Origin of the sequence: Streptomyces tubercidicus (assembly GCF_027497495.1) — a bacterium.
Classification (GTDB): Bacteria; Actinomycetota; Actinomycetes; order Streptomycetales; family Streptomycetaceae; genus Streptomyces; species Streptomyces tubercidicus.
Genome location: NZ_CP114205.1, coordinates 1,593,657 through 1,612,516, shown reverse-complemented (window position 1 = coordinate 1,612,516; position 18,860 = coordinate 1,593,657). Strand labels below are relative to the sequence as shown.

Below are 18,860 nucleotides of genomic sequence, written 5' to 3'. Positions count from 1 at the left end.
CCGGGTGACCAGTGATGACGACGCGCGTACGGCCATGGACGTCCGGGAACTCCCCGAGTCCGACCTCGACCAGGCACTGGACCTGATCCATCTCGCCTTCCATTTCACCCTCCCCGACAAGACCCGCGCGTACCACCGGGAAATGCTGCGGGCCAGCTCCCGCTTCGCCGCCTACGACGACGGGCAGCTGAGCGGGGTGGCCGGCGCGCACCGTCTCACCCTCTCCGTCCCGGGCGGTCAACTCCCGTGCGCCGCCGTGGACTTCGTCTCCGTCGCGCCCACCCACCGGCGCCGCGGAGTCCTCACCTCGATGATGGACGAGCTCTGGCGCCGCTGTGCCGCCGAAGGCCGGCCGGTGGCCTGTCTCTGGCCGTCCGAGAGCGCGATCTACGGCCGCTACGGCTTCGGCGCCGCCACCGAGTCGTACCGCATGGAGCTCGACTCCTCGCGCCCGCTCGCTCTCCGCGTCACCCCCGACACCCGCCCGCTGCGGCTGCTCGACCCGGCCGACGTGCCCGCCGTGCTGGGCCCGCGCTATGACGCGACCCTGCCGCAGCGCGCCGGCCGCTTCACCCGCGATGCGACATGGTGGCGCAGGCAGGTGCTGGACCTCGACGGAGCCCGCTCCGGCGACGACCGCGACGGGTTCGGCGCGGCGCGGGTGGTGGCGCTGGGTGAGCGCGGCGAGGTCCCCGCCGGTTATGCCGTCTACCGCACCCGCGGCCCGGGCGAGAACCGCCCCGGAGCGGTCCGCGTCGAGGAACTGGAGGCGGATACCGCACCGGTCGCCGCCGCCCTGTGGTCCTACCTCGCCTCGATCGACCTCACCTCGACGGTCCACATACCGGCCCGCCCCGCCGACGACCCGCTCCTGCACCTCGTCACCGACCGCGACCAGGTACGCGTCACCGCCCAGGAACCCTCCCTGTGGCTCCGGCTCGTGGACGTCCGCACCGCGCTGACCGCCCGTTCCTGGGCGGCCCCCGTCGACCTCGTCCTCGATCTGCGCGACACCGCCCTGCCGGTCAACGCGGGCCGCTTCCGACTGACCACCGGCCCCGACGGCGCCACCTGGCTCCCCACCGACGACTCACCCGATCTCTCCCTGGACGTCCGGGAGTTGGCCTCATGCTATCTCGGCGGTACGCCGCTGCGCCGCTTCGTCCAGGCCGGCCTAGTCACCGAACACACCCCGGGGGCGGCCCGCCGCCTGGACGCCGCACTGGAGACGGAGTGGCTGCCTTTCACCGGGGAGGACTGAGGACTAAGGGCGGTCCCGTGGGGGACTGGGCGGCCTCGTTCGGACGGGGGCGCGTCCTCGTCAGCTCGTGCCCGGTAGAGCGTTGTCCAGGAGGACTTCGGCCGCTGCCCGCGCATGCCGGCCGTAGTCCGCGTCGCTCAGCACCATGGCGCGGCTGGCGGCCCCGTCCGCGAGGGTGACCAGCTGCTCGGCGAGTGCGGCGGGCTCGCGGCAGCCCAGTTCCGTCACCAGCGCGGTGACCAGCCGCACCATCAGCAGTTTCTGTTCACGGGCGTAGGAATGGACCGCGCTCTGCGGGTCGGGGAACTCCGCGGCGGCGTCGATGAAGGGGCATCCGCGTACCGGAGCCGCGTCCGCCGCAGGCTGGGCGAACAGTCCGAGGATCCGTTCCCTCGCCGGGACGTCCTCGCGGGTCAGCGCGCTCTCCAGGGTGTGGCCCGTCGAGGCGAGGTCTTGCAGATGGGCGATGACCAGGTCGCTCTTGGTCCGAAAGTGCGCATAGAGCGTGCGCTTGGACACCGGCGCCTGCTCTGCGACCTGTTCCATGCCGGTCGCGTTGATCCCCTGGACGGCGAAGAGTTGGGCGGCGGCCGCCAGGATGCGCTCGCGCCCTCCGCGTCCCTGTCGCCGAGACGCCGTCGGCACCGTAGTCATAAGCGAAGTATACGTTCTCGTTTACTTAAGAGGGGTGGGCTTGCTAGCGTCCCCGTAAGTAAACGACACCGTTTACTTACACACTCTTGAGGAGAGTTCCATGAGCGGACCGGTCTCCACCGAGCTGAGCGACTACGCGGAGAAGCTGATTCGCGGCCGCCACGCGACGCGCGCGTTCCGCCCGGAAGCCGTGCCCGAGCACACCCTGCGCGCGATCTTCTCCCTGGCGGGCGCCGCGCCGTCCAACGCCAACGCACAACCGTGGCGCATCGAGGTCGTCGGCGGCGCCCGGCTCGAACGCCTGGCGCACGCCGTGCAGACGGCCCACGCCGAACAGCGCACCTCGGCCGACTTCCCGTACTCCGAGGGCATGTACGCACCCGTCCACCAGGAGCGGCGGGCGGCGTTCGGCGCCGACCTGTACGGAGCGCTGGGCATCGGCCCTGATGACCACGCGGCACGCGCGGCCTACGATGCGCAGAGCCTGCACTTCTACGGCGCACCACATGCCGCGTTCCTGTTCGTCACCGGCGACGGCGGGGCGCGACTGGCCGCCGACGTCGGCGCCTACATGCAAACCCTGCTCCTGGCCATGACCGCCTACGGCGTGGACAGTTGCCCGCAGGGCCTGCTCAGCTTCTACGGCGACACCATCCGCACCGAACTAGGCGTCACCGAAGGAAAGCTGCTCGTCGGCGTCTCCTTCGGCTACGCCGACCCGACCGCACCGGTGAACCAAGTCACGACCAAGCGAGCCGCCCTGGAAGCAACCACTGCCTTCCATATCTAGCGGGCGCCTCCTTCGGGTGTTGGCGTGCCCGTCCGTCCCGGCTCTCAGCCCGTGCCCGCGCCGGCGTCCGCCGTCCACCCTGACCGCAGCGCCGCCATCACCAGCACGTCATGCCATGCGCCGTCCCAGTACAGGGCCTCACGCATCCGCCCCTCCACCTCGAAGCCGCACTTCTCATACGCCCGCCGGGCACGCGGGTTGTAGTCGAAGACCTCCAACTGGACGCGATGCAGGCGCACCCGCTCGAAGGCATAGTCGAGCAGCAGCCGCGTCGCCTCGCTGCCGATCCCGCGGTCGGTGGCGTCCGGGACGAGGGCGATCCGGAAGCTCCCGTGCGCGTTCGGCGGATCGATCTGGCTCAGGGCGAGCTCACCCAGGAAGGCACCGCTCTCCCGGTCCTCGATGGCGAGGTCCAGACGGTCCGCCTGCTCGGCGCTTCCGGCACACCACGCCTGCAACTCCGTAAGCGTGAAGTCGTGGTGGGTCCCGGTCAGCCGGCGCATCTCCGGGTCCTGGCACGCGGTGTGGAAGGCGGCCGCATGCCGGGCCGACAGCGGTACGAGACGGACCCGGGCGCCGGTGAGCACCGGTTTCTCGGCGAGTGCGGTGGCATCGATCATGGGGGGATGATGTCCGGGCGGTGGCACCGCGGCAAGGGCATTGACTGGGCGGGGAGCGCCGCACCGCAGACCGCCACCGCCAGTCCGTCGGCCCGCCGCAGTCGCGACAGCGCGGAGGAGGCATTACCTTTCCCTTGCGTCTGACTGCTTGACCGTTGCCGTCGCGGAATCGGCTGCTGCACGTGCCGTTGCCGCGGTGAAACTGCTGGCGTCGGGCGACTGCTCGGCCTCACTTTCCACTTCCAGGCGTGTTTGCACCGTATCCCTCCGGACACAGGAGAAAGCATGCGGACACCGATGACGATCGCGGATTTCCTTGACCGTGCCGACCTGGGCTTTCGCGAGAGCCCGGGGGTGGTCGACGAACCGCAGCAGCCCGCCCCGCCGGTACCCGTATCGACGTATGGGCGGTTCGCCGAACGGGTCCGTGCCTGGCAGGCGGGCCTGGACGCCCTCGGGGTCGGTGAGGGGGAGCGGGTGGCGGTGGTCAGCCACAACTCCACCCGCCTGCTGGAGCTGCTGTTCGCGGTGCCGATGAGCGGCCGCATCTGTGTCCCGGTGAACTTCCGCCTCAGGCGCGAAGAGGTCGAATACCTCGTCCGGCAGAGCGGGGCCTCGGTCGTGCTCATCGACCCGGAGCTGGAGGAGGCACTGGCCGGCCTTGAGGCGCGGCACCGCTTTGTGCTCGGCGAGCAGACCGAGTCCGAGCTGATGCGGTTCGGCGTGGATCCGCGCCCGTGGTCGCACCCGGACGAGGACGCCACCGCGACGATCAACTACACATCGGGCACCACCGCCCGCCCCAAGGGCGTGCAGCTCACCCACCGCAACATCTGGGTCAACGGCCTGACCTTCGCCCTGCACACCCGCGTGTGGGAGCGCGACGTCTATATGCACACGCTGCCGATGTTCCACTGCAACGGCTGGGGGATGCCGTACGTGATGGCCGGACTCGGCGTCAAACAAGTGGTGCTGCGCAAGGTCGACGGCACGGAGATCCTGCGGCGGGTCGAGGAGCACGGCGTCACCCTCATGTGCGGTGCGCCCGCTGTGTGGAATGCCGTCCTCAACGCTGCGGCAAACTGGCCTGGCGAGATCCCGGGGCGCGACCGCGTACGCGTGGTCTGCGCGGGGGCGCCGCCGCCGAGCGCGACGATCGCACGCATGGGTGAGGAACTGGGCTGGGAGTTCACCCAGATCTACGGCCTCACCGAGACGTCGCCACTCCTCACCTTCAACCGGTCCCAGCCGGGCGACGCGGACCTTCCCGCCGGGGAGCGGGCACGCAAGCTGTCCCGTGCGGGGCTGCCCGCGCTCGGCGTCAAGCTGAAGATCTCCGACTCCGGTGAGGTCCTGGCCCGCTCGAATACGGTGCTCGACGGGTACTGGGACAAGCCGGAGGAGACCTCGGCGGCCCTTGAGGACGACTGGTTCCACACCGGCGACGGCGGCACCCTGGACCCTGCCGACGGCCACCTCACGATCTCCGACCGGAAGAAGGACGTCATCATCACCGGCGGCGAGAACGTGTCGTCGATCGAGGTGGAGGACACCATCTTCAGTCACCCGGCGGTCGCCGAGGTCGCCGTGATCGGCGTGCCGCACGAGAAGTGGGGCGAGACGATCAAGGCCCTGGTGGTCCTCGCCGAAGGGGCGACGGCCGAGGAGTCCGACATCATCGCCCACTGCAAGCGGCACTTGGCCGGCTACAAGGCTCCGACCTCCGTCGAATTCCGCGACGCGATCCCCCGCACGGCCACCGGCAAAATCCAGAAGTTCAAGCTCCGCCAGCCGTATTGGTCCGGGCATGACCGGGGAGTCAACTGACCGGTCGAGCCCGCATGAAGCGGCGGGTGCCCAAGGCATGTCGAGAGAGGCACTCGTCAGCTGCGCCTGCGTGCTCGGTTTGCGTACCGCTTCCCTGGTCGCGCGGTCGTACAGGACCTGGATGCCGGGAAGGGTTGATCCCCGGCTGATGATTGGTGAAGATCCCCACACCGTCTCCGTCTCCGTCTCCGGCGAGATCCCCGTATGGAACTGCGGGGAGCGCACCGCGCAAGGGCGACGGAAGTGCCGCGTACCGCGAGGAGAACCACCGATGAGCGCACCGCACCAGGAACTGTCGTATGCCAGCGGGGTCGCCGGGCGGCCGCTGCTCGGCCACACCATCGGGACCGATCTGACCCGCACCATCGCCCGGTTCGGCGACCGCGAGGCGCTGGTCGAGGTGGCGAGCGGCCGCCGCTGGACCTACAGCGAACTGGGCCGCGCGGTCGACGAGGTGGCGCTCGGTCTGCTCGCGAAGGGCGTCGCGAAGGGCGACCGGGTCGGCATCTGGGCGCCCAACTGCGCCGAGTGGGTCCTCGTCCAGTACGCCACCGCCCGTATCGGCGCGATCCTCGTCAACGTCAACCCCGCCTACCGCGTCCACGAGTTGGCGTACGTCCTGCGGCAGGCCGGCATCACCGTCCTGGTGTCCGCGACCCACCACCGGACCAGCGACTACCGCGGCATGATCGAGCAGGTACGCGACGGGAGCCCGGAGCTGCGCGAGGTGATCTACCTGGGCGACGCGACCTGGGACGGGCTGCTGGCCGCCGGCGCCACCGTCCCGCCGCACCGGCTCACCGCCTGCGAAGCGGAGCTGACCGCTGACGACCCGGTCAACATCCAGTACACCTCGGGCACCACCGGCTTCCCCAAGGGCGCCACCCTCTCGCACCACAACATCCTCAACAACGGCTACTGGGTCGGCGAAACCCTCGGCTACACCGAACAGGACCGGGTCTGTCTGCCGGTGCCCTTCTACCACTGCTTCGGCATGGTCATGGGCAACCTCGGCAGCACCTCGCACGGCGCCTGCATCGTCATCCCGGGCCCGGCTTTCGACGCCGACGCCACCTTGCGAGCCGTCCAGGACGAACGCTGCACCTCCCTCTACGGCGTCCCCACCATGTTCATCGCCGAGCTCAACCACCCCGACTTCGCCTCCTACGACCTCAGCTCCCTCCGTACGGGCATCATGGCGGGCTCGCCGTGCCCCGAGGAGGTGATGAAGCGGGTGGTCGCCGAGATGCATATGACCGAGGTCTCCATCTGCTACGGCATGACCGAGACCTCACCGGTCTCCACCCAGACCCGCCGCGACGACGACCTCGCACACCGCACCGGAACCGTCGGCCGGGTGCTGCCGCACATCGAGGTGAAGGTCGCCGATCCGACGAGCGGGGTGACCGTCCCCCGCGGCACCCCCGGCGAACTGCGCACCCGCGGCTACAGCGTGATGCTCGGCTACTGGGCGGAGCCCGAGCGCACCGCCGAAGTCATCGACGCGGCCCGGTGGATGCACACCGGCGATCTCGCGGTGATGAACGACGACGGCTACGTCCGGATCGTCGGCCGCATCAAGGACATGATCATCAGGGGCGGCGAGAACGTCTACCCACGAGAGATCGAAGAGTTCCTCTACTCCCACCCCAAGATCGCCGACGTCCAGGTCGTCGGCGTCCCCGACGAAAAGTACGGCGAGGAAATCGCCGCCTGCGTCATCCTCCGCGACCCCGAAAACCCCCTCACCCACGAAGAGTTGGCCGCCTACTGCCGCTCCCGCCTCGCCCACTACAAGGTCCCGCGCTACCTGGAGATCCTCGACGCCTTCCCGATGACGGTCAGCGGCAAGGTCCGCAAGGTCGAACTGCGGGAGCGGTTGGCGGCCCGGCGAGCGTGACCAGCGCGACCGCGGAGAGAAGAACACATCCCAGTACCACCACGCCCATCGACATAGCGGTGGTGCCGCCCGGAACGCCGGGCAGTGGTGCTGCCGCGGCGCCGAGCACGAACTGGGCGCCACCGAGCATGCCGGAAGCGGCTCCTGGGGCATCGCTGCCGACCGCGAGGACGAGGGCGGTCGACGCGGGCAGCAGTATGCCGAACCCGAAAGTCAGGCCGAACAGGCAGGCCCAGGTGGTGGGGAGTGTGCTGATGCCGGTGGCGAGCAGGGCCACCAGCGTGACCATGGCGGCGACGGTGATGAGCACGCCGATGACCAGCAGGGAGTGGAGACGTACGGGTCCGGCCAGCCGTTCGAAGAGCGCACCGGCCACTACGGTGCCGACGGCGTTCGAGGCGAAGACCAGGCCGTAACCGGTGGGAGACAAGCCGTAGATGCCCTGGAAGACGAACGGGGAGCCGGTGATATACGCGAACAGCGCGGCCAGACCACACCCCACCACCAGCAGGTAGCCGACCAGTTCGCGACGCCGCAGCAGCCCGCCCATCGCGGCGAGTACAGCCCGCAGACCGCCGCTGCGGCGCCGTTCGGCAGGCAGTGATTCGGGAACCCACGCCCGCACCGCGAGCCACAACACCAGCCCGGTCACGGCCAGCGCCACAAACACCAGACGCCACGAGCCGATGCCGAGAAGGAGACCTCCGGCGACCGGCGCCAGAACCGGCGCGGTCATCGCGATCACGCTCAGCGTGGCGAGTTGGCGCGCTGCCTGGACGCCGGAGAACCGGTCGCTGATGACCGCCCGCCCGACGACGAGCCCCGCGCTGCCGGCGATCCCCTGCAGTAAGCGGGCCACATCGAACACCGCGATGGACGGGGCGAGCGCGCAGACCAAGGACCACACGGAGAACATGCCGGAACCGGCCAGCAGCAAGCGCCGTCGCCCCCTCGCGTCGCTGACCGGGCCCAGTACGACCTGGCCGACGGCGAGCCCGACGAGGCAGGCTGCCAGGGAGAGTTGGACGGCCGTCCCCGTGGTCCCGAACGACCTGACGATCCCGGGAAAGCCGGGTGCGTACATATCGGTGGCGAACGGTGATACCGCCGAGAGCCCACCCAGGACGACCACCAGCCGGCCCTGCCCGGTCCCAGGAGCCGCGGAATCCCTACCGACGGTTGCCACCGCTCTCCCCCCATTCCGATGGTGTCTGCTTATCGCCCCATCGTCGGTGGCGGGACCGCGTCGCGGTGTGGAGCGACGAGCCCTGGAATGTGGAGCGCGGTGCTTCGCCGGACGGGCGTCAGGAGTGCGCCCGCCGGAACTTGGCGGGGGTGATGCCCCGGTCGCGCCGGAAGGCGTAGCCGAAGTTGCTGGGCGAGGCATAGCCGACCTCGTGCCCGATCCCGGAGGACCGGCCGCCCAGATACTGCTCGCGCGCCACGCTCTCCGGCCGGTTGTCGGGCAAGGCGTCCACCCCGAAACCGCCAAGACGGGACGTCAACCCGCTCCAGGTCCCGGTGATCGACACCGCCCGGTACCGCTCGCCGTCGCCATGCGCGACGACGCCCTCGGTGGCGCACCGGGGGCTCAGCGCCACCGAACGGGCGCGCAGTTCACCGGCGCCGGAGTGGGTCTCGCGGATGGACATGCGCCCGTCGACGCAGTGCTCCAGCTCGAAGTGATCGCCCGGGAAGCTGTACCCGACCCGGTGCCCTCCGGCGAACGCGACGTCGTACCTGACGATGTCGAATCCGCTCCGCAACGACGTCACCTCGATCGTGCCGTCGCCGGCCTCCGGACGCAGCCGGTGCCGGACGGTCCCGTCGCCGCTCTCCTCGACCTGCGCGATCGACGCGTAGTACGCCGCGTACGTGGCCTCCGACGTGCGCGAACCAGCCACGCCCGCAAGCTGGTGAACGTGGGTCACAAGGTCAGTCCCAGGTCGACCGGCTCGGGTGCCGTGGCGTGGCCCGGCCGGCCGCGCCACAGTGCGAGCAGGTCGGCGAGGCGGGGCGGCCGGAGCGGATCGGCGGAGGCGGCCAGCTCAGCCGGGGTCCACCAGGGAGTCTCGCCGGGGTCCAGGCCGCCACCTGGCATCGCCCAGTGAAGCCCCACCTCTTCGTTGTCGTACCGGAGGAGGAAGAGCGCGCCGCCCGGGTCGAGCACGGCAACTCCGGCCGCCTGTCGGGGAGTTCGCATCCCGCCGGCCTACGCGGCCGCGTAGGCCGGGCCCTGCTCAGGCCCGCCGCTCACCCGGCCAGTCCAGCAACAGCCGCTGAGCCCTGGGCAACGACGCCACCACGAGGTCGTACGAATCCTCGATCATGTCCAGCACGAGCCGGTCGGGAAGGTCTCCATCCAGAGAAACGGTGTTCCAGTGCCGCTTGTTGAGGTGATAGCCGGGCACGACTTCGGGGTGCGCCGCCCGTAGCCGCTGTGCCAGCTCGGGGTCGCACTTGAGGCTCACGGTGAGTGGTGTGTCGGTCAGTGTCGTCAGCGCGAAGATCTTGCCGCCGACCTTGAAGGTCGACACATCCGGGTGCCCAGGGAAGGGGAACTCCTCGCTCGCACCATTGAAATCCAGGCAGACGGCCTGGAGGGCCTGTGGGTCGATCATGGCTGCATTATGCGGGGCTCGCTGAGGTCTGAAGCATTACCGGATGAGCCATTCCGGTTGCCCGCCGGCCGGCGCCCCTCCGGAGCGGCTCAGCCTCCGGACCTGGTGCTCCTGGTCCGGTACGTGAGCCGGAGCGCCATGAGGGCGGCGACGGACTGCAGCCACCGGGCGACGTCCTGGTCGCCCTCCACGGTGCGCACCACGGACGCTGCCGACTGCAGCCAGCCACGCACGAGTTGTGCCGCGGCCTCGCCCGGCACCGGCTCGGGGAGGGCGGCGGCGTAGGTGGTACCGCCGCTGCGGACGATCTCGGCGAGGAAGGCCATCGCGCGCGGAAGGACGCCCTGCCGGTCGAGTACGACGGCGGCGCCCACCGCCCCGTCCCCGAAGAGCGTGGTGCGGTGCGCGCCACCGAATCCGATGCCGTAGCGCAGCAGCGCCGTGACATCCAGCATGGCGAGTTCGTCGTCGGTCCGGCTTGGGGGAGGTGAGGGATGCATACCTGTCTCGGAGTCGGTCACTTCACGGTGACGTGATAGCTGTGGTAGGTCGGCGGGTCTACTCTCGGTACGACCGTGGAGCCGGGGGACGGCGAGGGCGGCGGGGACGCCGTGGCCGAGTCCTCGCCCTTGTCGATGCAGGAGCCCACGGGGCAGTGGATCAGCCGGATCGTGGTGCTTCCCCGGCCGACGGCCTTGAAGTGGAAGAGCTGGCGGCCGCCGCCTGCCCCGATCGCGTCGCCCCCCGGGTTCTCCCGGTCCTCACCTGCCGCGCGCAGCACACGGGCGGCGGGCTTCGGCTCGGCCACATACCAGTGTTCGCCGAGCGAGGAGTTGGAGGGCACGGACAGCGTGAACTTCTCGCCGGAGTCGGCCTCGATGGCGGTCTCGTCCGTGTCGTACGTGGAGGGGCCGAGGAGACCGCAGCCGGTGAGGGTGGTGAGGGCGGTGAGGGCGGTGAGGGCGGTGAGCGTGGTGAGCGTGGTGAGTGCCCGGCGAAGGATGGCGTTCGGAAGGTGAGTAGGCATCAGGATCACTTCAGTCGGCGGGCAGCTGGACGGCATAGGTGTCGGGCAAGCTGTTGTCGGAGGCCTTGCCCATTCCGCCGTTGACGAAGTCGTCCTCGCTGACCCAGGTGGTGGTGCCCCAGGGGTTGTAGACCTGGAGCTTGTCGCCCTCCTGGCCGATGATCATCATCTGGTGGCCGGAGCGATCACCGTCCTCGTACCCCTCGACGATGATCGGCACCGGTTTGCCTTCGGCCACGGACTTCTCGACGTCCGGCAGCACATCGCGCCGGGAATCAGCGCCCTGGGTGTGCTGGAGGTCGTACGACGCTCCGGTGTGCGGGCTGATCTCCTTGTTGGCCACGGTGGACGCACCGTCATCGTCCATGCCGTCGGGGCGCCGGGAGAGCGAGAAGTCATACTTGTAGCCCCCGTCGCCTTCGTCGTGCACCCGCTGCTGTTCGGCGCGCAACCGGTGGCGGAACGCCTCGGGGTCGTCCTCCTGGCCGGACGAGCCACCGGTGAGTCCGAGGGCGTAGACGGGGTCGACCATGGCCCGTGCGCCCACGGTGGAGGACGGAACGCAGGTCCTTCCCTCCTGCTTCCACCGCTCGCCGTTGAAAGCCTGGCCGTCGGTGTTGACGTTCCTGCCGTCCTTGGCGCGCCCCTCGTCGTCCATGCTGTCCGCGGCGGTGGTCACCGGGGTGAGGTGGCGCTGGAGCCAGGCCGGGTCCTTGCCGTGGATCTTTCCCTGGAAGTCCGACACGGCGTCCAGGTCATGCCCCGCGGCCAACGCCTTGACCAGGTAGGCACGTTCCTGCGGCGACTTGGAGTCGGCGAGCATCCTGTCGAACGCGGCGCGGTCGCGGGCGCTCATCTTCTCCATGTACCGGCCGGAGCGTTCGAGGTCGTTCGCGCTCAGCAGCTCGTTCATCTCCGCGGGGCCGCCGGGGCCCGCGGTGTCCGCGAGGGCGAGTTTGTCGGCGGCGGTCAGGCCACTGGTGTGCATCTTCCCGGCCCGCGCCTCGGAGGCGAACTTGTTGAGGTCACGGGCGGCCGCGCGGCCCGCGTCGTCGGCGGACCGTGCCGCGGAGCGCATCTTCTCGACACCGGCGGTGGCCACCGTGCCGGCCCGCCAGATCGCGTCCTCCTCCTCGTCGGTGTCCACCATGCTGTCGAAGAAACCGTCCTCGGAACCGAGAGTGTCCAGCGCCTCGCTCAATTGGCCCCGGCCGGTCCGGTCCAGTTTCTGTGCGGCGTCGACCGCGTCACTCAGGTGCAGCAGCGCGTTGCCGCCCTTCTGCAGGGCTTCGGTCATCTGCTGGGCCGCACGGGCGGCGGCCTGCACGGCCTCGGACGCCGCCACGCCGGCCTTCCCCACCCAGACCTCCGGCAGGCCCGACGTGGCCACCTGGCTGACCTTGACGGTGACCTCTTCGGCGGCTCTCGACTGGGTGTGGTAGCGCTTGCCCAGCAGTTCGATCGTTCCGGGGGAGCCGACCGGGGCCGGGACGGCGAGGGCGGTGTTGATCAGGCCGATCATCTCGTTCTTGTTGTCGCAGTCGAGGAGCTGCTTGTGGCACTCCTCCAGCTTGGCGCGACGCTCTGTGGTGGATCCCTGCTCAGCCATCGAGTGTGGAAAGGCCTTTGTGTGCGATGCGGTCGTGGGGCGGAAAGCGCGGGCCGGACTCAGCCGAAGGGAGACGGGTCGGTCACTGCGGCAGGCCGGGTGTACACCTGGGAACCTCCGGCGCCTGCCGCCGAGCCGACCTCGGAGATCACTTCGCGGTCGGTCTGGTCGTAATTGCCCTGGGAGGCGCGGACTTTGTCGGCGAGTTCGTGGAGCGCGCTTTCGAGCGTCTTCGCCTCGTTCTGCCAGGCGGTGGAGAACGACCGGTAGGCGGGGCCGGAATCGGAGCCGCCGAGGATGTCGTTGTCGTAGCTGACCGCGTCGCTGATGCCGGACTTGATGTCACCGGTGTCGTCGCCGGCCGAGTCGAGCTTCTTCGCCTCGGCCTCCATGCCGCCCTTTTGGACGTGGAATCCGGAGTGGCCGGCCATCGATCCCCCTGTGTTCGTGGTGTGCAGTCCGCACCTGGCGTGGCACGCCGAAGGGCGGCAGGTCCCTGACATGCCGCCGGAGCGAAGATCATCGTAACGGTGTGGCGCGTGGCGGGTCCGCGAGGCACCGGCCCGGTGTGAGGACTTGGCAAGCGTCACGGCGAGGGCCGGCCGGACCCCGGGCCCGGCTCCCGGCGCATCACCACGCGCGGCCAGCGGTCCAGCCCCAGGGCCGCCTCCTGGGCGCGGATCGCCCGTAGCCCCGGGGTGAGTTCGGCCCCGGGGAGGATACGGAAGCCGATCCGGGCGTAATACGGGGCGTTCCACGGCACTTCGGCGAAGGTGGTCAGGGTCAGTGCGGCCGGGCCGCCGTCACGCTCCGCCCGGTCGATGAGGGCCCGGCCGATACCGCGATGGGCCTGGTCCGGGTGGACCGACACCTGCTCGATATGGGTGCGGCCGTCGACCGGCTCCCAGAGCAGATAGCCCACCGGGCCGTGGCCGCCGCCTCCCGGCCCCGCTTCCTCGTACGCGGCCAGTGCCCGTCCCGTCCGCTGGAACTCGGTCAACTGCTCCAGTGACGGCGGCTCGTCGTCGGCGACCGAGGTCATGCCGAGTGCGCGGAAGGGCTCTCCGGCGGCCCGCTCGATGGCGCGCAGGGTGGGCAGTTCGCCGAGGGTGGGCACCTGGATGATCACGAGACCAGTGTCGCCGGTTCCGACGGGGCGGGCGAGCGAGTTCCGGGGCCGGTCCCGGACGGTCCGGTCACCGTCCCGCCGCGCCGTACTTGATCAGTTCGTCGGCCGGGTCGTTGACCGGTTGCGGGGTGCCCGTGAGGTCCATGACGAACAGCGGGAGGTGCAGGTCGTCGGCGCGGGCGCGGGCGTCGCGGGCGTAGCCGGCGAGGGAGAAGAAGACCGCTATCGCGGAGTCGTTGAGGCCGTTGAGCCAGATGCACTCGATCTCGCGCAGCTTGGTGGCGTGGGTGGTCGGGTCGACCTGGGCGACCACGCCCGTGCCGCGCAGGTCCACCCCGGAGGCGGTGCGCTCCTTGGTCCGTGCGACATCGGCGTAGCCCAGCCACTTCAGATACTGCTCGGCGGCGGTGACGCAGTCGCGGGCCGTACGGATCGTGACCGGGCGGAACGCGGGACGCGGTACGGCGCCCGGAGGGCCGGCGGCGGGTGGCGCGGCGGGCTTCGGCGCGGTTGGTCGGGGCGGTCCGGGCAGCCCGGGGGACGGGAAGTTCGGCGGTGGCGGAGTGGGCGCCGGGGCGACGGGGACCCGGACGACCGTGCCGCAGGCACAGCCGGACTCCGGCGCCGGCCACTCGTCCTGCCGTCCGCAGACCTCACAGCGCACCTCCACCCAGGACGCCTGCCAGGTGCGGTGGAGTATCTCGACGGGCACGCCGCCGCGTAGCACGGGCAGGGTGAGCGGGGCACCGCAGGCGCACGGGAAGGTGGGCGGGGTGAAGGCGTTCTCGCGGCGGCACGTGGGGCACCGCACCGGCACGCTGTCGGCCATGGTCGACTCCTGGCAGGTCGGGCGGCAGACAGGTCGGATCTGCTGCTGCCCCCATGGTCCCCCCAAATCCGGTCGCCGGGGGCCGAATTGCGGCGGAGAGTGCCAGGCAATCGGGCGCGACGGACATCGCACCGCCGGACGGAGACGTGGGGTGGGGGGAGGCGGGCTCCGCGGCGGGGGAGCGGGCTCGCCCTTCCTGCCGGGCGAGCGCTGCCACCGCACTGGGTGCTCCCGTATGCCGCGGAGCTCGCGCTCCCACTCCGTACCGGCAGGCCACCCCTCAACGGGCCGCCGGTACGGACGCACGAGTAACTGACCTCCCGTCAGTCCTCGCGCAGTTCGCGGACCCTGACCTCGACGCGCTTGCCGTAGTCGGGGTCGGCGGCGTGGAAGTGGGCGAGGTTCTTCTCGATCACATCGTCGCGGCTGACCTGGGAGAGACCACCGGCGATGTTGTTCACCAGCCGCTTCTTCTCGTCCTCGGACATCAGCCGGTAGAGCTCACCGGCCTGGAAGAAGTCGTCGTCCTTGGTGTGCGCGGGGGCCTCATGGGTGCCGACGTGGCCGGAGACGGCGAGGGGCGCGGACAGCGGCCGGTCGGTCTGCACCGGGCCGCTGTAGGAGTTGGGCTCGTAGTTCTTGGCGTACCGGTCGTAGCCGTTGGTCGCCATCAGACCGTCGCGGCCGTAGTTCTCGGCCGTGGTGGCCTTGGGGGCGTTCACCGGCAGCTGGGTGTGGTTGACGCCCAGGCGGTAGCGGTGTGCGTCGGCGTAGGCGAAGAGCCGGCCCTGGAGCATCTTGTCCGGGGACGGGCCGATGCCCGGCACGAAGTTGTTCGGGGAGAACGCGGACTGCTCGACCTCGGCGAAGACATTGTCGGGGTTGCGGTCCAGGACCAGCCGGCCCACGCGCTGCAACGGGTAGTCGCTGTGCGGCCAAACCTTCGTCAGGTCGAACGGGTTGAAGCGGTAGTTCGCCGCCTCGGCCGCCGGCATGATCTGCACATACAGCGTCCAGGAGGGGTAGACGCCCCGCTCGATGGACTGGAGCAGGTCGGTCTGGTGGCTGTTCGGGTCGGTGCCGGACAGCGCGGCGCCCTGCTCGGCGTCCAGGCAGCGGATGCCCTGGTTGGTCTTGAAGTGGTACTTGACGAAGAAGGCCGCGCCCTCGGCGTTCGTCCACTGGTAGGTGTGCGAGCCGTAGCCGTTCATATGGCGGTAGGAGGCCGGGATGCCGCGGTCGCCCATCAGCCAGGTGACCTGGTGGGTGGCCTCGGGGGAGTGGGCCCAGAAGTCCCAGACGTTGTCCGGCTCCTGCTTGCCCGTGAAGGGGTCGCGCTTCTGCGAGTGGATGAAGTCGGGGAACTTGATGGGGTCCTTGATGAAGAACACCGGGGTGTTGTTGCCGACGAGGTCGTAATTGCCCTCCTCGGTGTAGAACTTCAGGGCGAAGCCACGCGGGTCACGGGCCGCGTCCGGGCCGCCGAGGCTGTCGGCGACGGTCGAGAAGCGGATGAACGTCTCGGTGCGCTTGCCGACGGTGTTGAGGAAGTCGGCGCGGGTGAAGCCGGTGACGTCATCGGTCACCTCGAAGTAGCCGTACGCCGCGGACCCACGGGCGTGCACCACGCGCTCCGGGATGCGCTCGCGGTTGAAGCGGGCGAGCTTCTCCAGCAGGTGCTGGTCCTGGAGGACGATCGGGCCGCCGACGCCGGCGGTGGCGGAGTTCTGGTTGTCGGCGACGGGGGCGCCTGCCTCCGTAGTGAGAAAGCGCGCCGTCAGCGTGGGCTTCGACATGGTGACCTTCCGTACGAGAGCGCGGAAGTGGGCTTCCGCATGTCGGGAGCGTAGGAAGCGCTCCGACCAGACGTCAACAGTTTGTTGAAACAAACCTGAGGGGGCATGCAGAGGTGTTCCGGACGGCGGCCGCACCTGGGCGCGACAGGACAAGTGTCGGCGCGGCCACCGCCCGGAAGCGGGTGGGAAGCGTCCGGGCGGCCCGGTGGGGTGCCCGGAGAGGCTTCAGGCGGTGCTGGTGTGGTCTCCGGAGAGGCGTTCGACGCCGCGCAGGAGGGCGGAGTGGTCGAGGCCGCCGTCGCCTTGTGCGCGGAGGGCGGCGATGAGTTGGGCGACGAGGCTGCCGACGGGGAGGGTGGCGCCGACGGTGCGGGCGGCGTCGGTGACGATGCCCATGTCCTTGTGGTGGAGGTCGATGCGGAAGCCGGGGCGGAAGTCGCGGGTGGTGAAGTTGTCCTTCTTGCGGGCCAGGACGGTGGAGCCGGCCAGCCCGCCGCCCAGGACATCGAGGGCGGCGCTCAGGTCGACGCCGGACTTCTCCAGGAAGACGACGGCTTCGGCGCAGGCCTGGATGTTGACGGCGACGATGAGCTGGTTGGCGGCCTTGACCGTCTGGCCCGAGCCGTGCGGCCCGCAGCGCACGATCGTCTTGCCGAGCGCCTCCAGCAGCGGGCGGGCGGCGTCGAAGTCGGCCTGCTCCCCGCCGACCATGATGGACAGCACCGCCTCGATCGCCCCGGCCTCGCCGCCGGAGACCGGGGCGTCCAGGACGCGGAGGCCCTTGTCGGCGGCGGCGTGGGCGAGGTCGATGGAGGTCTGCGGGGTGATCGAGGACATGTCGATCAGCAGTGCGCCGCGCCGGGCGTGGGCCAGGATGCCGTCGGGGCCGTAGGCGATGGCCTCGACCTGCGGGGAGGCCGGGACCATGGTGATGATGACGTCGGCGTCGCGGACCGCCTCGGCGACCGAGCCGGCCACACTCCCGCCGCTGTTGGCCAGCCGCTCCAGTTTGTCGGCCTCCAGGGTGTAACCGGTCACCGGGTAGCCGGCCTTGATCAGGTTCTCGGCCATGGGCGAACCCATGATGCCCAGCCCGATCCACGCGACCTTGGGAAGATTGCTCATCGGTATCTCTTTCGAAGCGCTTACGACGTGTCAGAAGCGGGCGCCGCGCCGGTCGGCCGGGAGCCAGCCGAAGGTCTCGGCGCTGGGGCGGTCGCCGGGCTTGTACTCCAGGCCGGTCCAGCCGTCGTAACCGGCCTTGGCGAGGCGGTCGAGCAGCCCGGCGAGGTCGAGGTCGCCGGTACCGGGGGCGCCGCGGCCGGGGTTGTCGGCGATCTGCACATGCGCGGTCTTGGGGGTGTAGCGGTCGATGACCTCGTCCAGGTCCTCACCGTTCATCGACAGGTGGTAGAGGTCCATCAGGAAGCGGGCGTTGTCCAGGCCCGTCGCCGCGTTCACCGTGTCCACGACCTCGATCGCCTTCGGCGCCGAGACGATCGGGCAGTGCGGCGACTCGGGGGCGTTGAGCGCCTCGATCAGCAGAGTGCCGTCCGCCTCCGCCACGGCCCGCGCGGCGAACGCGAGGTTCTCCAGCGCCAGCCGGTCCTGCTCGGCCGGGTCCACGCCCTCGACGCAGTTGCCGTACAGCGCGTTGAAGCTCGCGCACCCCAGTGAGCGGGCGAACTCCACCGCCACCGGCACATTGGCCCGGAACCTCGCCGACTCCTCCCCCGGAATCGACAGCGCGCCACGGTCCGGCCCCGGCAGCTGTCCGGCGTAGAAGTTCAGCCCCACCAGCCGCGTCCCCGCGTCGTTGAGCGCATCGCGCAGTGCGTCCAGCTCCGCCTGCTCCGGCACCGGGGCGTCCACCCACGGCCACCACAGCTCCACCGCGGTGAACCCCGCCGCCCGCGCGGCCGCCGGCCGCTCCAGCAGCGGAAGCTCGGTGAACAGGATCGACAGATTGACGTTGAAGCGAGTGTCCGGGAAACCCATAACCGCGGCGCCCTTCCGTATAGTGGAACTATGTTTCTGCTTAATGGAACCCTGCCTGGCGCGCTCGGAGGCTGTCAAGAGGCCCCCGGGGCAATTTCTGGTGGCCGGGCCGAACCGCGCGTAGGTTGAGCGGCGTGCGATTGAGAGTGGAGTTCACGACGGAGCCGTTCGACCTGGACGAGGCGCCGGCGCATGCGGTGGTGGCACGGGAGGTCGTCACGGGCGCCGAGCTGGACGCCGTAGACGTCGGCCCGTTCGGCAATACGGCAGAGGGCGACGCCGACCAGGTGCTGGGCGCGGTGACCGCGCTGCTGCGCGAATCCCTGCAAGCGGGCGCCACCCGCGTCTCCCTGCAGGTCAACGTGATCGGCGAGGCCGCGCAGGACGAGGGGGACGCGACATGACGAACCCCGCCGACCACCCCTTCGTCCAGGCGGTCAAGCCGCTGATCGACGCGATGGGCGGCCAGATGGTCGCCCCGGACCTGGCCGAGGGTGACGATGTCGTCCTGACCTGGGAGGGTCAGGACCGCGTAGCCGTACGTCTCCCGCACCTCTCCGACTCCCTCGACCACATCCTCGCCGAACTCCAGCGCCGCCACGGCGTACCCCTGGCGGACCTGGACCGCAAAACCAAGCAGTCCGTCGTACGCATCCTGGAGTCCCGCGGCGCCTTCTCCGTCCGCCACGGCGTGGAAACGGTCGCCGGCGCACTCGGAGTGAGCCGCTTCACCGTGTACAACTACCTGAACCGCGAGAACGCGTCCCGCGACGCAAAGCCGCAGGTGGAAGGCGAGTAA

Annotated in this window: 21 protein-coding genes; 6 read left to right on the top strand and 15 right to left on the bottom strand. The window is 70.2% G+C overall.

The annotated features are described in order from the left end of the window. Positions 1-34: 34 nt before the first annotated feature. Entirely contained in the window at positions 35-1,261 is a 1,227-nt protein-coding gene (locus tag STRTU_RS06940) for a GNAT family N-acetyltransferase (RefSeq protein ID WP_159746745.1), read from the top strand. Between the two features lie 60 nt (positions 1,262-1,321). Here the strand turns inward: STRTU_RS06940 and STRTU_RS06935 are convergent, their stop codons facing one another. Then, on the bottom strand, positions 1,322-1,915 hold the full coding sequence (locus tag STRTU_RS06935) for a TetR/AcrR family transcriptional regulator (RefSeq protein WP_159742736.1): 594 nt from the start codon (positions 1,913-1,915) through the stop codon (positions 1,322-1,324). A 100-nt stretch (positions 1,916-2,015) separates the two neighbouring features. Here STRTU_RS06935 and STRTU_RS06930 point away from each other — a divergent pair, with 100 nt between their 5' ends. Continuing rightward, a complete protein-coding gene (locus tag STRTU_RS06930) occupies positions 2,016-2,705 on the top strand; it encodes a nitroreductase (RefSeq protein ID WP_159742735.1) in 690 nt (229 codons plus the stop codon). A 44-nt stretch (positions 2,706-2,749) separates the two neighbouring features. Here STRTU_RS06930 and STRTU_RS06925 read toward each other — a convergent pair whose 3' ends face one another. Further along, on the bottom strand, positions 2,750-3,325 hold the full coding sequence (locus STRTU_RS06925) for a GNAT family N-acetyltransferase (protein ID WP_159742734.1): 576 nt from the start codon (positions 3,323-3,325) through the stop codon (positions 2,750-2,752). A 285-nt stretch (positions 3,326-3,610) separates the two neighbouring features. On the opposite strand from STRTU_RS06925, the gene STRTU_RS06920 reads away from it, so the two are divergent. Then, entirely contained in the window at positions 3,611-5,152 is a 1,542-nt protein-coding gene (locus STRTU_RS06920; RefSeq protein WP_159742733.1) for an AMP-binding protein, read from the top strand. A 271-nt stretch (positions 5,153-5,423) separates the two neighbouring features. After that, the gene (locus STRTU_RS06915; protein WP_159742732.1) at positions 5,424-7,052 is read left to right on the top strand and encodes an AMP-binding protein; all 1,629 of its coding nucleotides are present in this window, start codon (positions 5,424-5,426) and stop codon (positions 7,050-7,052) included. On the opposite strand, the gene STRTU_RS06910 is transcribed toward STRTU_RS06915, so the two are convergent. From STRTU_RS06910 to STRTU_RS06850, 13 genes are all read right to left on the bottom strand, one after another. Next, a complete protein-coding gene (locus STRTU_RS06910; protein ID WP_246240173.1) occupies positions 6,994-8,238 on the bottom strand; it encodes a multidrug effflux MFS transporter in 1,245 nt (414 codons plus the stop codon). The two genes, STRTU_RS06915 and STRTU_RS06910, sit on opposite strands and share 59 nt — an antisense overlap. Before the next feature lie 118 nt (positions 8,239-8,356). Continuing rightward, on the bottom strand, positions 8,357-8,956 hold the full coding sequence (locus STRTU_RS06905; protein WP_246240171.1) for a hypothetical protein: 600 nt from the start codon (positions 8,954-8,956) through the stop codon (positions 8,357-8,359). A 23-nt stretch (positions 8,957-8,979) separates the two neighbouring features. After that, the gene (locus STRTU_RS06900; protein ID WP_159742729.1) at positions 8,980-9,255 is read right to left on the bottom strand and encodes an NUDIX hydrolase; all 276 of its coding nucleotides are present in this window, start codon (positions 9,253-9,255) and stop codon (positions 8,980-8,982) included. 37 nt (positions 9,256-9,292) lie between these two features. Then, complete coding sequence (locus STRTU_RS06895; protein WP_159742728.1) at positions 9,293-9,673, bottom strand: MmcQ/YjbR family DNA-binding protein; 381 nt, start codon at positions 9,671-9,673, stop codon at positions 9,293-9,295. An 89-nt stretch (positions 9,674-9,762) separates the two neighbouring features. Continuing rightward, positions 9,763-10,128 (bottom strand): hypothetical protein, encoded by a 366-nt coding sequence (locus tag STRTU_RS06890; RefSeq protein ID WP_246240168.1) that lies wholly within the window; start codon positions 10,126-10,128, stop codon positions 9,763-9,765. 62 nt (positions 10,129-10,190) lie between these two features. Beyond that, a complete protein-coding gene (locus STRTU_RS06885; protein WP_159742726.1) occupies positions 10,191-10,700 on the bottom strand; it encodes a protease inhibitor I42 family protein in 510 nt (169 codons plus the stop codon). 10 nt (positions 10,701-10,710) lie between these two features. Further along, on the bottom strand, positions 10,711-12,309 hold the full coding sequence (locus tag STRTU_RS06880) for a cysteine peptidase family C39 domain-containing protein (protein ID WP_159742725.1): 1,599 nt from the start codon (positions 12,307-12,309) through the stop codon (positions 10,711-10,713). Positions 12,310-12,368: 59 nt separating this feature from the next. Further along, complete coding sequence (locus tag STRTU_RS06875) at positions 12,369-12,740, bottom strand: type VII secretion target (protein WP_159742724.1); 372 nt, start codon at positions 12,738-12,740, stop codon at positions 12,369-12,371. 155 nt (positions 12,741-12,895) lie between these two features. Continuing rightward, positions 12,896-13,438 carry a GNAT family N-acetyltransferase gene (locus STRTU_RS06870; RefSeq protein ID WP_174878821.1) on the bottom strand — a complete coding sequence of 181 codons (543 nt, stop codon included), beginning with the start codon at positions 13,436-13,438 and terminating at the stop codon, positions 12,896-12,898. 67 nt (positions 13,439-13,505) lie between these two features. Then, the gene (locus tag STRTU_RS06865) at positions 13,506-14,267 is read right to left on the bottom strand and encodes a hypothetical protein (protein ID WP_159742723.1); all 762 of its coding nucleotides are present in this window, start codon (positions 14,265-14,267) and stop codon (positions 13,506-13,508) included. Positions 14,268-14,590: 323 nt separating this feature from the next. Further along, positions 14,591-16,048, bottom strand: a complete 1,458-nt coding sequence (locus STRTU_RS06860; protein WP_159746743.1) for a catalase — start codon at positions 16,046-16,048, stop codon at positions 14,591-14,593. A 240-nt stretch (positions 16,049-16,288) separates the two neighbouring features. After that, positions 16,289-17,188: a 2-hydroxy-3-oxopropionate reductase gene (locus STRTU_RS06855; RefSeq protein WP_159742722.1), complete on the bottom strand. Its 900-nt coding sequence runs from the start codon at positions 17,186-17,188 to the stop codon at positions 16,289-16,291. Positions 17,189-17,218: 30 nt separating this feature from the next. Further along, positions 17,219-18,061, bottom strand: coding sequence for a TIM barrel protein (locus tag STRTU_RS06850; RefSeq protein WP_159742721.1), 843 nt, complete (start codon positions 18,059-18,061; stop codon positions 17,219-17,221). Between the two features lie 134 nt (positions 18,062-18,195). On the opposite strand from STRTU_RS06850, the gene STRTU_RS06845 reads away from it, so the two are divergent. Continuing rightward, a complete protein-coding gene (locus STRTU_RS06845) occupies positions 18,196-18,465 on the top strand; it encodes a YkoF family thiamine-binding protein (protein WP_167539122.1) in 270 nt (89 codons plus the stop codon). Next, positions 18,462-18,860, top strand: a complete 399-nt coding sequence (locus tag STRTU_RS06840; protein ID WP_159742720.1) for a helix-turn-helix domain-containing protein — start codon at positions 18,462-18,464, stop codon at positions 18,858-18,860. The genes STRTU_RS06845 and STRTU_RS06840 overlap by 4 nt, the downstream gene beginning before the upstream one ends.